Raw genomic sequence first — 13,156 nt, 5'->3', positions numbered from 1 at the left:
CATCCGGTTGTGGTTCCTGATAAACCGGGCCGAACCAGGGTTGTTCCGGCGCCGTCATTGCATGATCAACACCAGACTGGCGTTTTCAGGGCGCTTCGATATGCTGTCCGGCGATGTTGACGGCACCGACTCGGGTCCTGACGCTGCTGGCCGCCGCGCTACTGCTGGTGGTCGGGATCGTCGACCCCGCCGCCGCCGAGCCCGGCGAAGACGGCGGCCAGAACCTCACTGTGCGTCAAGCTCTCGACAAGGCGCTGGCGGAGTACAACGACGCGAAGGGCCGGCTCGACAAGTCGGTCGCCGACCAGACCGCGATCAACGCCGAGATGGCCAAGACGCAGCAGCACCTGACCGAGCTGGAGGCGACGGCGGGCGTGGTGGCCAACGCCGCGTATCGCGGACGCCGGGTCAGCCTGGCCAACGTCATCATCGGCGCCGACAACCCCGACACCATGCTGCACAACATGGTCACGGTGGAATACATGTTGTCGCGCGACGACGCGCAGCTGCACGACCTGGCCGAGACGCGGCGCAAGATCGAGCAGCAGCAGAAGGACATCGCCGCGGCGGTGGCCAACCAGCAGGCGCAGCTGAAGATCATGGAGGCCAACAAGAAGGCCGCCGAGGACGCGCTGCGCAAGGCCGGCGGCGGCGCCGACACCAGCGGTGCGCCGAGCGGCGGCAAGGTCACCACGAAGGCGGTCGCGCGCAACTCCGACGGCTCGTATCCGAAGGAGAGCTGCTCGCTCGACGACCCGACGACGAGCGGCTGCATCTCGCCACGCATGCGCAACGCCTACAACGAGGCGCGACTGGCCGGCTACACGCACTACACGTCCTGCTTCCGCAGCGGCGGCGGTGGGGATCACCCACTGGGCAAGGCGTGTGACTTCTCGGCCAACGCGAAGACGTTCGTCAACGCGAGAGCGACAGGTGCCGACAAGACGTACGGCGACAACCTGGCGGCCTGGTGCGTGGCCAACGCGAAGAACCTCGGCGTGAAGTACGTGATCTGGTACAAGCGGATCTGGCAGCCCAGCAGCGGCTGGAAGTCCTACGGCGGTGACGGCACCCCCGCCGGTGACCACTACAACCACGTCCATCTGTCGATGCAGTAGCTCCCGCGAACGTCAGTGGACTAGCGGCGCAAAGCGTCCAGAGCCAGCAGCGCCACGTGGAGCGACAAGCAGGCCGACACGTCGTCCAGGTCGGCGCCCACGATCTTGCCGATCTTGGCCAGCCGCTCGTAGAAGGCCGGGCGGGACAGGTGGCTGTGCTCGGCCGCGGCGGACTTGTTCCGGCCGCACTCCAGGTAGATCCGGAGCAGGCCCAGCAGCTGCTCCCGGGGATGCCGCGCGTCGTAGGCCAGCAGCTCCCCCAGCTCACGCTCCACGAACGTCTGGAGCCGGGGCTCGTCGCGCAGCAGGTACAGCAGGCCGGCCAGCCCCACGTCCGTCGACCGGACCACGCCGGAGCGCTGATCGTGCCTCGCCGCCTGGGCGACCTGGCTCGCCTCCACCAGCGAGCGGCGCGCCTCGCGCGGGGTCCCGACGCCCTCGCCGGCCGCGATCACCATGTCGGTCGCCGTGAGGCCGCGCAGCCGCGTGGCGAAGCGGTTGAGCGCGTCCTGCTCGTCGTCCGCCGACCGCAGCGCCAGCAGGACCCCGGCGCTCGCCTCGTCCAGCGCGCCGACCAGCCCTTTCAGCGACGTCTCGCGCAACGCCTGCGCCGCCTCCGTGGCCAGCGCCGGCCGGATCACCACTCCCACGAGATGCCGCCGATCGAGGTGTACACCCAGTGCCCTCGCCCGCAGCACGACCTCGTCGACCGGCGTGGTGTGGCCGAGCAGCGCCGCCAGCAGGGTGCGATGGGTCTGCCCCTCCTCGTCGCCGCGGATCAGCCGCCCGAGCGCCAGGGTCGAGGCGGCCCGCTCGATGAGGATGACGTACCGCGGGTCGGCCGTCGGCACCCGCATCAGCAGGCGCCCCCAGTCCCGGCCCCGCGCGCCGACAGTGGTGACGAGCCATCCGGACTCGGCGTCGTGCCCGGTGCGCCCGGCCGGCCGGATCCGCCGCGAATGCGCCTCCCAGGTGGCCAGCAGCAGCTCCGCCGAGCCGCCGGCCGCGTCGTACGCGAGGACCTGCCGGGACAGGTTCTCCAGCACGACGGGCGCGCCGGCCAGGGCCGCGGCCTGGGCCACCACCTCCGCCGGCCCGGCGCCCTCGACGGACAGGTCGGTGAACCGCTGGTGGATCTCCTCGGTGGCGCGCAGCTCCGCGAGCTGGGCGTCAATGATCATGGAGTGGACGGCCTCGGTGATGAGGACAAACGGCGTGCCCCGGTGCAGCTCGACGAGCGGCAGGCCGAGCTCGTCGGCGGCGCGGACCATCGCGACGGGCAGGCGCGTCGAATACCGCCGCCCCATCTCCACGGCGAGGCCACAGGCCCTGACCTCGGACAGGTCCGCGATGAACCGGCGCAGTCCCACGTCGTCCGGCGGCAGGCCGATCCCGGTCGTGAGCACCAGTTCGCCGCCGCGCAGCAGGGTCGCGATGTCGGGCACCTCGGAGCTGTGCACCCAGCGGACCACCTGGTCGAGGCCGCGTTCGCCCGCCACGACCTTCGGCGCGCCGTTGCGCACGGGGTCGAGGTCGAGCACCTCACGGACCGTCGGGAACATCAGCGCGGATGCTACAACCCGTCCTCCCGCGACAGCTCCCAGAAGGCGACTGCGGCGGCGGTGGCGACGTTGAGCGAGTCGACGCCGCGCCGCATCGGGATCACGACCCGCAGGTCGCTCGCCTCGAACGCCTGTTTCGTGAGCCCCGGCCCCTCGGCGCCGAGCATGAGCGCGGGGCGTGCGCGCTGCTCCGCCGTGAGCCGCTGCAACGGGACCGCGTCGGCGGCGGGTGTCATCGCCAGGAGCGTGAACCCGGCCGCCCGCACGATCTCCAGCGCCGACGGCCACGGCTCCAGCCGCGCGTACGGGACGGCGAACACCTCGCCCATGCTGACACGGACGCTGCGGCGGTACAGCGGATCCGCACACGTCGGCGAGAGCAGGACGCCGTCGACGCCGAGCCCGGCGACGCTCCGGAAGACCGCGCCGAGGTTCGTGTGGCTGTTCATGCCCTCCAGCACCGCGACGCGCCGGGCGCCGGCGAGCACCTCCTCGGCGCTCGGCTGCGGCCGGCGGTGGAACGAGGCGAGCACGCCGCGGTGCACGTGGAAGCCGGTGATCGCCTCCAGCACGGCCTGGTCGCCGGCGTAGAGCGGCGTGGTGGCGTCGACCAGGTCGGCGACCTGGTCGACGCGCTTGCTGTCCATGAGGAGCGACCGCAACCGGTAGCCGGCCCGCAGCGCCCGCCGCACGACCAGCTCGCCCTCGGCGATGAACAGCCCGTTGGGCGGCTCCCAGCGCGTGCGCAGCTCGACGTCGGTCAGCGCCCGGTAGTCGGCGATGCGGTCGTCCTCCGGGTCGGTGATCGGTACAACTGGCACGACGGGCATTCTGCCGGTGGGCCCGGCCGCGGCTCACGGCCGGGCCCCGCCGGGACTATCCGTTGGTGAGCTCACGGTTCTGCGTCGTGCCGGAGACCTGGGCCGCGGCGGCCTGTGCCTCCGCGGTCGCGACGGCGGCCGCCTCCTCCGCGGCCTGCCGGGCCTCCTGCACCTCCGCCGACTCCTCCTCCTCGACCCGGTTGCGGTCGACGTGCCGGCTGCGCTCGGCGTCGGACATCGCCGCCATGCCGCCCAGCGCACCGCCGATGCCCTCGAGCGCCTTGGTCAGCTCGACCGGCAGGATCCACATCTTGTTGGACTGGCCGGCGGCGATCTGCGGCAGCGCCTGGAGGTACTGGTACGCCATGACCTTCGAGTCGGGGTTCGACAGGTGGATCGAGTCGACGACCGTGCGGATCGCCTTCGCCTGGCCCTCCGCCGTCAGGATCCGCGACTGCCGCTCGCCCTCGGCCCGCAGCACCGCCGCCTGCTTCTCGCCTTCGGCGGTCAGGATCTGCGACTGCTTGAGGCCCTCGGCGTGCAGGATGGCGGCACGGCGGTCCCGCTCGGCGCGCATCTGCTTCTCCATGGAGTCACGGATGCTGGGTGGCGGCTCGATCGCCTTGATCTCGACACGGGTCACCTTGATGCCCCAGCGGCCGGTCGTCTCGTCCAGCACCCCGGAGAGGTGCCGGTTGATCTCGTCGCGGCTGGTCAGCGCCTTCTCCAGGTCGAGCGAGCCGATGACGTTACGCAGCGTGGTGACCGTCAGCTGTTCGATGGCCTGCAGATAGGAGAAGATCTCGTACGTCGCGCGGACCGAGTCGACGACCTTGAAGTACAGCACCGTGTCGATGGAGACGACCAGGTTGTCGGACGTGATCACCGGCTGCGGCGGGAAGTTCACGACAGCTTCACGCTTGTCGACCTTGTTGCGGACCGAGTCGATGAACGGCACCAGGATGTTCAGGCCGGGTGTGAGGGTGCGACTGTACTTCCCGAGCCGTTCCACCACGTATTCGACCTGCTGGGGCACGACCTTCACCGACTTGGCCACGGTGATGATGCCTATCAGCGCGGCGATGATCACCAACACAGCCACGAGCACACTTGGATCCACTTGGCCTCAGTCCTTCCACACCATTGCGGTAGCACCCTTGATCTCGATCACCCGGACCCGTTCCCCCTTGACGAACGACTGCGTCGCGTCGTATGGGCGGGCCCGCCACAACTCCCCGTCGATCTTGACCATGCCACTGTCGCTGTCGACATCTTCCAGTACCAGTGCCATCGAACCCTCGATGGCCTCGACGCCCATCTGCGTGTCCCGCTCGTCCCGGCGCATGTAGCGGCGCAGCGTCGGGCGCACCGCGACGAAGGACAGGGCGCTCACCACCGCGAACACGAGCGCCTGGACCGGCTCGTTGGCACCGAGGGCGGCGGCACCCGCGGCGGCGAACGCTCCGATCGCGAACATCAACAAGATGAACGTGGTCGTGAAGACCTCCGCCGCGACGAGGGCGGCGCCGACGATCAACCAGACGATCAGCCAGACATCCACCCTTCGATCGTGTCACGCCGATGCACGTAGCGCCCTAGTCTGATCATCCTCCGAATGGTCACCCACCCTGCGGAATCATCGGACCTGCCCACCTCTCACCCGCCGGCACACCGTTGAACGGGTGAAACCCCCGAGAGAAGGCGACCCCCGTGCCCTCCGTACCCCTCCTGCCCGAAACCGTCTCCCGCGTCGACGAACTCGTCTCCCGCGCCCACGCCGGCGGCCGCGTGCCGCTCCTCGTCGCGGGTGTGGTCCGCGACGGCGCCCTCGCGCACGTCGCCGCCGCCGGCGACTACGTGCCCGACCTGCAGTTCCGCATCGGCTCGATCACCAAGACGATGACCGCCGCGCTGGTCCTCGCGCTGCGCGACGAGGGCAAGCTGGCGCTGGACGACCTGCTGTACCGCCACCTGCCGGGCACCCCGGTCGGCGCGGTGACGCTGCGCCAGCTGCTCGGCCACGCCGGCGGGGTGCAGCGGGAGCCGGACGGCGAGTGGTGGGAGCGCAGCTCGGGCATGGACGTCGACACGTTCCTGGCCACGCTGACCGCGGACAAGGTCGCCTACCCGCCGCTGCACGGCTACCACTACTCCAACCTGGCCTACGGCCTGCTCGGCGCGGTCGTGAGCCGGCTCGGCGGCGAGGACTGGCGGTCGATGCTCACCAAGCGCATCCTCGGCCCGCTCCAGCTGCTCCGCACGACGCACGACGCCACCGAGCCGTTCGCCCGTGGCTACGTCATGCACCCCTGGCTGGACACCATGCGCGAGGAGCCGCGCCTGGACGCGGGCGCGATGGCACCGGCCGGCCAGCTGTGGTCGACCGTCGCGGACATGGCCCGCTGGGCCGCGTTCCTGGCGGATCCGGATCCGGCGGTACTGGCTGAGGAGACCGTCGCCGAGATGTGCGCCCCGGTGGTCATCAGCGACCTCGACGGGTGGCGCGCCGGGCACGGCCTCGGCCTGCAGCTGTGGCGCCGCGGTGAGCGGGTGTTCGTCGGCCACAGCGGCTCGATGCCCGGCTACCTCGCGGTGCTCGCCGTCCACCGGCCGTCGCGGACGGGCCTGGTGGCGTTCGTCAACGCGTACACGATGCACTACGGCGACCACGGCGGCGGGCTCAGCGCGTTCGGGCTCGACCTGCTGGACGCGGTCCTCGATCGCGAGCCGGTGCGGGTCGCGCCGTGGCGACCGGGCACGCCGCCACCGGCCGAGCTCGAGCCGCTGACCGGGCGCTGGTGGTGGATGGGGCAGGAGCACGAGGTCGGCTGGGCGGACGGCGAGCTCGTCGTGACGCCGCTGACGACGGGGCGGACGCCGTGGCGGTTCGTGCCCGACGGCCCGGCGCAGGACCGGTGGCGGGGCCGCTCCGGCGACAACGACGGCGAGGTGCTGCAGGTGGTGCGCTCGGCGTCGGGTGAGGTGGTGGCCCTGGACATCGCCACCTTCGTCCTCACCCGCGATCCGTGGCCGGCCGTCTAGAGGTCCTCGTCCGGCTCCGTCACAAAGTCGATCAGCCGTTCCATCGCGCCGATGAGCGGGGTCTCGACGTCGCGGAAGCTCGACACCGAGGCCAGGATCCGGCGCCACATGCCGGCCGGGTCGGCGACGCCGAGGGCCGCGCAGACGCCCTCCTTCCAGGGCCGGCCCGGTGGCACCTCGGGCCAGGCCCGGATGCCGACGGCCGCCGGCTTCACGGCCTGCCAGACGTCGACGTACGGGTGGCCGGTCACCAGCACGTACGGCGACTGGACCGCCGCCACGATCCGGCTCTCCTTCGAGCCGGGGACAAGGTGGTCGACGAGCACGCCGAGCCGGGCGACCGGGCCGGGCCCGAACCGCCTGATCTCGGCGGCCAGCTCGTCGACGCCGTTCAACGGCTCGACGACCACGCCCTCGACGCGCAGGTCGTCACCCCAGATCCGCTCGACCAGGGCGGCGTCGTGGATGCCCTCGACCCAGATCCGGCTGCGCCGGGCGACCCTGGCGGTGTGGTCGGCCACGGCGATCGAGCCGGAGGCCGTGATCACCTTCTGGGCGGGTGCCGCCTTCGCCCGGGGCCTCCGCAGGGTGACCGGCTCACCGTCGAGGAGAAACGCGGCGGCTTCGAGGGGGAAATTGCGCCGCTTGCCGTGCCGGTCCTCGAGCACCACGGCGCCGTATTCGAACCCGACCACGGCTCCGCAGAACCCGGATTCGGCATCCTCCACGACAAGGTCCAGCTCGGCGTCGACCTCGGGAATCACCCGCCGGCGCCGCCAGTCGTTGTTCGCCAGGACATCCATGCCCGGGAAGCGTATCGGCTGACGGCGTCATCGCCTGCGAGACATACCGGCACGTCAGCACGTACCCTTGCTCCCATGTCCCCCGCAGCACGCGCGGCGACCCTGCAGGCGCGCCGCGCGGCGCGTTTCGTGGCATGGGTCCGGGCGTGGCGCGCCGGCCTCGTGCCGTGCGACGACGCCGCCGCCGAGATCGCCGGCGACGAGGAGCACATGGTCTCCGACGTCCCCGGAACGTGGACCGACGTGTCGCTCGCCGACGCGCTGGCGTCGCTGTCGAAGCTCCACCCGGACGAGGTCCGGCTGGTGCTCCCGGCACCCGGCGACCCGCGCGGCCTGCCCGGCCCCGGCCCGTTCACCGGCACGGCCCTGCTGGCGGGTGAGGGCGTGATCGCCGGCACGCTGGGGTTCGTCCCGGAGGTACGGTTGCACACGTCCGGCTCGGGTGACGAGTTCGAGACGGTGCTGTGGCGCGTGTTCGTCCTGCCGGAGCCGGCGACCGCACCACGGTTCGACGACCCGTCGACGGCCGAGGCGGAGGCCGAACTCTCGGCCGAGCTCGCCACGGCGACCCGCACGCTGGCCAAGCTGGACATCGCCCAGTGGCGCCCAGAGCTGGCCGGCGCGATCGAGGCGCTGCGCAAGCCGGACGGCGCGACCGACCTCCCGCCGGGCTACGATCCTCGGGCGCGCCGGTTGTACGCGCGGGCGAGCATCCTGGACCGCGTCCTGGCGCTGGCCGAGCACGCGGCTCCGGGCGGCGCGATCAACGGCTACGAGGTCCAGCAACGCGACGCGGCCCTCCGCCCGCTGACCACCGCCTGCCGCCGGGCACTGGTGGCGGCCTGCAACGCCCCACTCCTCTGACCGCTCTCCAACTTGACCTTGGTCGATTTCCGTTGCCAGGACCACGGAAAGTCACCAAGGTCGACTCGAGAGGGGTCCGACCGCCGGGCAGCAGCCCGATCCGAACATATCCGCAATGCCCGATAGGCAGGCGACCCGCGACCGGAAGCCCGAGCTGCGTTCGGCGGACTTCAGCGGCCGGCGACAGCCGGCCGGTAGGCGTGCAGGAAGATCCGTACGCCACCGGCGACCAGTCGGGCGATCTCGGCGTCGTCGAGCCGCACGGCGCCGTACCAGGAACGGTTGTTCACGCGGCCGGTGACCAGCAGCCCCAGGAACTCGGCAGCCTCCATCGGGTCCGGGATGTCGAGCAGGCCCTGCCCCGCCAGCTCGGCCAGCCGGTCGGCGAGGGCGCGCTGGACGGCGTCGTTGGTGGACCGCTCCAGCAGGACCGGAAAGTGTGACGCCTCCGCGATCGTCAGGCGCATGACGGCGGCCCGTTCCGCCGATCGCGCGATCTCGGTGGCGAACTCGCAGCCGAAGAGGGTCAGGGCAGCCTCGATGTCGTCGACCTGGCCGAGGGTGCGGTCCAGCAGTTCGCGGAACGCCGCCGCCTGCGCCTCCTTGGTCTCCCGCAGGGTCGAGAGAAACAGCTGTTCCTTGTCGCCGTAGTAGTCGTAGATGGTGCGCTTGGAAACGCCCGCGCCGGCGGCGATGGCGTCGACGCTCGCCCGGGCGTAGCCCTCCCGGACGAACACCTCGAGCGCCGCACGGACGATCGCGGCGCGTTTGACCGGTGACCCCTGGCGCAATGGGGGCGAGTTGCTCGGCATGGAATTCACTATACCGTGCAGTGTAGCCAGCAACTACACTGCACGGTATAGTGCAGTTCATGAGCGGAACCCCGACCGTCCCGCGCCTCGACCGTGCCGTGCTCAAGCTCAGTGCTGTTGTCGTGGCCGGAACCATCACCGCAATGCTGGACATGACGATGGTCACCGTCGCGCTGGCCGGCATGACCCGCGCGTTCCAGACCTCCATCGCCACGGTGCAGTGGGTCAACACCGCTTATCTGCTGTCGATCGCGCTGGTCATCCCGCTGACCGGCCGACTGGCCGAGCGGTTCGGCACCCGCACCATGTGGCTGTTCGCGCTCACCGTCTTCATGACCGGTTCGGCACTGTGCGGCGCCGCCTGGTCCGTCGGAAGCCTGATCACGTTCCGGGTCGCGCAGGGCATCGGCGGCGGCATGATCGTGCCGCTGAGCATCATGATCCTCGTCCACGCCGCCGGCCCCGAACGCCGAGGCCGGGTGATGGCGATCGCGGCGGTGCCCACGCAACTCGCGCCCATCGTCGGCCCGCTGCTCGGCGGCCTGATCGTCGACAGCGTCGGCTGGCGCTGGATCTTCTACCTCAACGTGCCCGTCGCCCTCCTCGCGCTGGCAGTGTCCTACCGCGGCATCCCCGACGACGGTCGGCGCGAGGTCCGCCGCCTGGACCTGCCCGGCCTGGCGCTGCTGTCACCCGCCATCGCCCTGCTCATCTTCGGCCTGTCCCGGACCGGCACGTCCGGCCACGGCCTGGTCCCATTGGCCGCCGGAGTGGTCCTGCTGGTCGCCTTCGTCGTCTACGCGCTGCGGACGTCCGAGGCCCCGGTGATCGACCTGCGCCTGTTCACCCACCGGGCACTGGCCGCCGCCTCGGCGCTCAACTTCGTGTCACGGCTGTCGATCTTCGGGGCGTTGCTGCTGATACCTCTGTACTACCAGCAGGTCCGCGGCCACAGCGCGCTCACCGCCGGCATGCTCCTGGCCCCGCAGAGCCTCGGCACCATGCTCGCCCTGCCCCACGTCGGCAAGTTGACCGACCGCATCGGGGCCCGCCCTGTCGTCCTCACCGGGATAGCCGTGACCACGCTCGGCGCCATCGCGTACACGCAGGTGACCTCGCACACCCACGCTCTGGTCCTGGCCGCGTCGCTGCTGCTCTGGGGCATCGGGATCGCCGCTGTCGCGGTCCCGGTCTCGGCCGCCGCCTACCAGGGTCTGCCGCCCACCGCGATTCCGAGTGCGACCAGCGCCATCACCATGGTCCAGACCATCGGCGCGTCGGTCGGCGCGGCCGTGCTGGCGGCGATCCTGCAGCACCGCGCGGCCCACCAGCCCGGAGCGCTGGCCGCCGCCTTCGCGGGCACCTTCTGGTGGGTCCTCGGCTTCACCGCCCTCGCGGTGGTCCCCGCCCTGTTCCTCCCGATGCGTCCAGCCACTCCGGCCGGCCCGGCAGGCACGATCCGGAAGAGCGTCAAGTCTTCCGGATCGTGATGCCGCTGGTCCGGCCCGTCAGATCTCGTCGATCAGGTGGGCCACCGAGGGGATGATGCGCGACGGGCGGTACGGGTAGCGCTCGACGTCGGCCGCCGTACTGATGCCGCTCAGCACCAGGATCGTCTCCAAGCCTGCCTCCAACCCGCAGAGGACGTCGGTGTCCATGCGGTCGCCGATCATCGCCGTCGTCTCCGAGTGCGCGTCGATGCTGTTGAGTGCCGAGCGCATCATCATCGGGTTGGGCTTGCCGATGAAGTACGGCTCGATCCCGGTCGCCTTCGAGATCAGCGCGGCGACCGCGCCGCACGCCGGCAGGGCACCCTCGTTGGACGGGCCCGTGGCGTCCGGGTTGGTGCAGATGAACCGCGCGCCGTTGTTGATGAGCCGGATGGCCGCCGTGATCGCCTCGAAGCTGTAGGTGCGGGTCTCCCCCAGCACGACGTAGTCGGGCTCGGTGTCGGTCAGGATGTAGCCGACCTCGTGCATCGCCGTGGTCAGGCCGGCCTCGCCGATGACGTAGGCGGTGCCACCGGGGCGCTGAGTGTCCAGGAACTGGGCCGTGGCCAGGGCCGAGGTCCAGATCGAGGACTCGGGGACGTCGAAGCCTATCCTGCGCAGCCGCGCCTGGAGGTCGCGGGCCGTGTAGATGGAGTTGTTCGTCAGGATCAGGAAGGGCTTGCCGGACGAGCGCAGCCGGTTGACGAACTCCGGTGCGCCGGGCACGGGGACGCCCTCGTGCACGAGGACCCCGTCCATGTCGGTGAGCCAGGACTCGATGGGCTTGCGTTCTCTCACGCGCAACATACTCCCTCAGCTTCGTTTCGAGCCTATGCGCGTTTTGGTGACACGCAGCAGTCGGCGGGACAGTAATCCCAGGTGGGAACGGTGCCCAAGGCGTGACGAACGTTACTGTGAGCAAGCACGCGCTCGTCCACGAGCTGTCGGATCATCGTCACGAACCGCGGATCGTGCCCGGGGGTGGCGGCCCGCTCGTACGCGAGACCGAGGCGGGCGGCGGTGTTCTTCGCCTCGACGTCGAGGTCCCACACCACCTCGAGGTGGTCGGAGATGAACCCGATCGGGCTCACCACCACCTCCGTCACACCCGCCTTCGCCAGGGCCTCCAGGTGGTCGTTGACGTCCGGCTCCAGCCACGGCACCTGCGGCGGACCGGAGCGGCTCTGCCAGACCAGGTCCCACGGCAGCTCGGGGGCGGCCTCGGCGGCGACGAGGGCGGCGGTCTCGCGCAGCTGCGCCTCGTAGCGGCCTGCCCCGCCCGGTCCGCTGGCCGCGTTCATCGAGGTCGGGATCGAGTGGGCGGTGAAGACGAGGCGCGCGTTCATACGGGACGGCAGCGCCTCCAGCGCGGCGTGGACGGCGTCGGCGTGCGGTGCGATGTACCCCGGGTGGTCGTGGTAGTGCCGGATCTTGTCGATCTCGGGCGCGTCCGGGCCGACGTCGGCGCGGGCGCGCGCGATGTCGTCGAGGTACTGCCGGCAGGACGAGTACGAGCCGAACGGGCTGGTGACGAACGCCAGCGCGCGGCGCACCCCGTCGTCGCGCATCTGCCGGACGGTGTCGGCGAGGAACGGGTGCCAGTTGCGGTTGCCCCAGTAGATCGGCAGGTCCAGCTCGGGCCGCAGCGCCTCGATCAGGGCCCGGCACTGCGCATTGATCGGCGAGACACCACCGAAGTGCCGGTAGTGCTCCGCGACCAGCTCCAGTCGCTCGCGCGGGATGCCCCGCCCACGGGTCACGTTTTCCATGAAGGGCAGGACCTCGTCCTGCCCTTCCGGACCGCCGAACGAAACCAGGAGGAACGCGTCGTAAACCACGCCCCTATTCTGCGCTCGGGTCAGGACGAGCCGACCGCGTGGTAGCCGCCGTCGACGTGAACGATCTCACCGGTCGTGGCCGGGAACCAGTCGGACAGCAGCGCGCAGCACGCCTTCGCCGCGGCCACCTGGTCGTTGAGGTCCCAGCCGAGCGGCGCGGTCTTCGCCCAGGAGTCCTCGAAGACGGCGAAGCCGGGAATGGACTTGGCGGCCATCGTGCGCAGCGGGCCGGCAGCGACCAGGTTGACCCGGATGCCGCGCTGGCCGAGGTCGCGGGCGAGGTATCGCGACGTGGACTCCAGGCCCGCCTTGGCCACGCCCATCCAGTCGTACACCGGCCAGGCCCTGCTGGCGTCGAAGTCGAGCCCGACGATCGCGCCGCCGTTGCCCATGAGCGGCAGGCAGGCCACCGCCAGGGACTTGAACGAGAACGTCGACACGTGCACCGCGGTGGCCACGTCCTCCCACGGCGCGTCGAGGAACCCACCGCCGAGGCAGGACGCGGGCGCGAAGCCGATCGAGTGCAGGACGCCGTCGAGGCCGTCGACGTGCTCGCGCACCTTGCCGGCCAGGCCGTCGAGGTGCTCCCGGTTGGTGACGTCGAGCTCGATCAGCGGCGCCTCCTTGGGCAGGCGCCTGGCGATCCGCTCGACCAGCGACAGCCGGCCGAAACCGGTCAGGACCACCTCGGCGCCCTGCTCCTGGGCGAGCTTCGCGGCGGAGAAGGCGATCGACTGTTCGGTGATGATCCCGGTGATCAGCAGCCGCTTGCCTTCGAGAAGTCCACTCATGTCTGCGTCGAGCTC

The 13,156-nt window shown here is 70.9% G+C and carries 13 protein-coding genes; 4 read left to right on the top strand and 9 right to left on the bottom strand.

The features are described from left to right. The first annotated feature begins 113 nt into the window (after window positions 1–113). Window positions 114–1,118 carry a coiled-coil domain-containing protein gene (locus tag Dfulv_RS10005; protein ID WP_259862405.1) on the top strand — a complete coding sequence of 335 codons (1,005 nt, stop codon included), beginning with the start codon at window positions 114–116 and terminating at the stop codon, window positions 1,116–1,118. A 20-nt stretch (window positions 1,119–1,138) separates the two neighbouring features. Here Dfulv_RS10005 and Dfulv_RS10000 read toward each other — a convergent pair whose 3' ends face one another. The 4 genes from Dfulv_RS10000 to Dfulv_RS09985 are packed head-to-tail and all read right to left on the bottom strand — an operon-like array spanning window position 1,139 to window position 5,062. Next, complete coding sequence (locus Dfulv_RS10000; protein ID WP_259862404.1) at window positions 1,139–2,680, bottom strand: PucR family transcriptional regulator; 1,542 nt, start codon at window positions 2,678–2,680, stop codon at window positions 1,139–1,141. 11 nt (window positions 2,681–2,691) lie between these two features. Next, complete coding sequence (locus Dfulv_RS09995; RefSeq protein WP_259862403.1) at window positions 2,692–3,501, bottom strand: TrmH family RNA methyltransferase; 810 nt, start codon at window positions 3,499–3,501, stop codon at window positions 2,692–2,694. 55 nt (window positions 3,502–3,556) lie between these two features. Beyond that, complete coding sequence (locus Dfulv_RS09990) at window positions 3,557–4,609, bottom strand: SPFH domain-containing protein (protein WP_319805783.1); 1,053 nt, start codon at window positions 4,607–4,609, stop codon at window positions 3,557–3,559. An 18-nt stretch (window positions 4,610–4,627) separates the two neighbouring features. Then, a complete protein-coding gene (locus tag Dfulv_RS09985) occupies window positions 4,628–5,062 on the bottom strand; it encodes an NfeD family protein (RefSeq protein WP_259862402.1) in 435 nt (144 codons plus the stop codon). A 149-nt stretch (window positions 5,063–5,211) separates the two neighbouring features. On the opposite strand from Dfulv_RS09985, the gene Dfulv_RS09980 reads away from it, so the two are divergent. After that, a complete protein-coding gene (locus Dfulv_RS09980; protein WP_259862400.1) occupies window positions 5,212–6,543 on the top strand; it encodes a serine hydrolase domain-containing protein in 1,332 nt (443 codons plus the stop codon). Here the strand turns inward: Dfulv_RS09980 and Dfulv_RS09975 are convergent. Beyond that, window positions 6,540–7,346 (bottom strand): DUF3097 domain-containing protein, encoded by an 807-nt coding sequence (locus tag Dfulv_RS09975; protein ID WP_259862398.1) that lies wholly within the window; start codon window positions 7,344–7,346, stop codon window positions 6,540–6,542. The two genes, Dfulv_RS09980 and Dfulv_RS09975, sit on opposite strands and share 4 nt — an antisense overlap. 75 nt (window positions 7,347–7,421) lie before the next feature. On the opposite strand from Dfulv_RS09975, the gene Dfulv_RS09970 reads away from it, so the two are divergent. Continuing rightward, entirely contained in the window at window positions 7,422–8,210 is a 789-nt protein-coding gene (locus Dfulv_RS09970) for a hypothetical protein (protein WP_259862396.1), read from the top strand. Window positions 8,211–8,380: 170 nt separating this feature from the next. On the opposite strand, the gene Dfulv_RS09965 is transcribed toward Dfulv_RS09970, so the two are convergent. Next, the gene (locus tag Dfulv_RS09965; protein ID WP_259862395.1) at window positions 8,381–9,022 is read right to left on the bottom strand and encodes a TetR/AcrR family transcriptional regulator; all 642 of its coding nucleotides are present in this window, start codon (window positions 9,020–9,022) and stop codon (window positions 8,381–8,383) included. Between the two features lie 59 nt (window positions 9,023–9,081). On the opposite strand from Dfulv_RS09965, the gene Dfulv_RS09960 reads away from it, so the two are divergent. Continuing rightward, the gene (locus Dfulv_RS09960) at window positions 9,082–10,512 is read left to right on the top strand and encodes a DHA2 family efflux MFS transporter permease subunit (protein WP_259862394.1); all 1,431 of its coding nucleotides are present in this window, start codon (window positions 9,082–9,084) and stop codon (window positions 10,510–10,512) included. An 18-nt stretch (window positions 10,513–10,530) separates the two neighbouring features. Here Dfulv_RS09960 and Dfulv_RS09955 read toward each other — a convergent pair whose 3' ends face one another. Genes Dfulv_RS09955 through fabI form a run of 3 tightly spaced genes read right to left on the bottom strand, consistent with a single transcriptional unit; the run spans window position 10,531 to window position 13,141 of the window. Next, a complete protein-coding gene (locus Dfulv_RS09955; RefSeq protein WP_259862392.1) occupies window positions 10,531–11,319 on the bottom strand; it encodes an HAD-IIA family hydrolase in 789 nt (262 codons plus the stop codon). A 23-nt stretch (window positions 11,320–11,342) separates the two neighbouring features. Beyond that, complete coding sequence (locus Dfulv_RS09950) at window positions 11,343–12,350, bottom strand: ferrochelatase (protein WP_259862391.1); 1,008 nt, start codon at window positions 12,348–12,350, stop codon at window positions 11,343–11,345. 20 nt (window positions 12,351–12,370) lie between these two features. Beyond that, complete coding sequence (fabI, locus tag Dfulv_RS09945) at window positions 12,371–13,141, bottom strand: enoyl-ACP reductase FabI (protein ID WP_259862390.1); 771 nt, start codon at window positions 13,139–13,141, stop codon at window positions 12,371–12,373. Window positions 13,142–13,156: the final 15 nt, after the last annotated feature.

Origin of the sequence: Dactylosporangium fulvum (genome assembly GCF_025137375.1) — a bacterium.
In the GTDB taxonomy this organism is placed as follows: Bacteria; Actinomycetota; Actinomycetes; order Mycobacteriales; family Micromonosporaceae; genus Dactylosporangium; species Dactylosporangium fulvum.
Note: the sequence above shows the minus strand (reverse complement) of the source record. Positions and strands in the feature narration are given on the sequence as shown.

Bases quoted from the DNA above. Each gene is read 5' to 3' on its own strand.
- Dfulv_RS09975 (WP_259862398.1), bottom strand. From the start codon at position 7,346: ATGGATGTCCTGGCGAACAACGACTGGCGGCGCCGGCGGGTGATTCCC.
- Dfulv_RS09955 (WP_259862392.1), bottom strand. From the start codon at position 11,319: ATGTTGCGCGTGAGAGAACGCAAGCCCATCGAGTCCTGGCTCACCGAC.
- Dfulv_RS10005 (WP_259862405.1), top strand. From the start codon at position 114: ATGTTGACGGCACCGACTCGGGTCCTGACGCTGCTGGCCGCCGCGCTA.
- Dfulv_RS09960 (WP_259862394.1), top strand. From the start codon at position 9,082: ATGAGCGGAACCCCGACCGTCCCGCGCCTCGACCGTGCCGTGCTCAAG.
- Dfulv_RS10000 (WP_259862404.1), bottom strand. From the start codon at position 2,680: ATGTTCCCGACGGTCCGTGAGGTGCTCGACCTCGACCCCGTGCGCAAC.
- Dfulv_RS09965 (WP_259862395.1), bottom strand. From the start codon at position 9,022: ATGCCGAGCAACTCGCCCCCATTGCGCCAGGGGTCACCGGTCAAACGC.
- Dfulv_RS09970 (WP_259862396.1), top strand. From the start codon at position 7,422: ATGTCCCCCGCAGCACGCGCGGCGACCCTGCAGGCGCGCCGCGCGGCG.
- fabI (WP_259862390.1), bottom strand. From the start codon at position 13,141: ATGAGTGGACTTCTCGAAGGCAAGCGGCTGCTGATCACCGGGATCATC.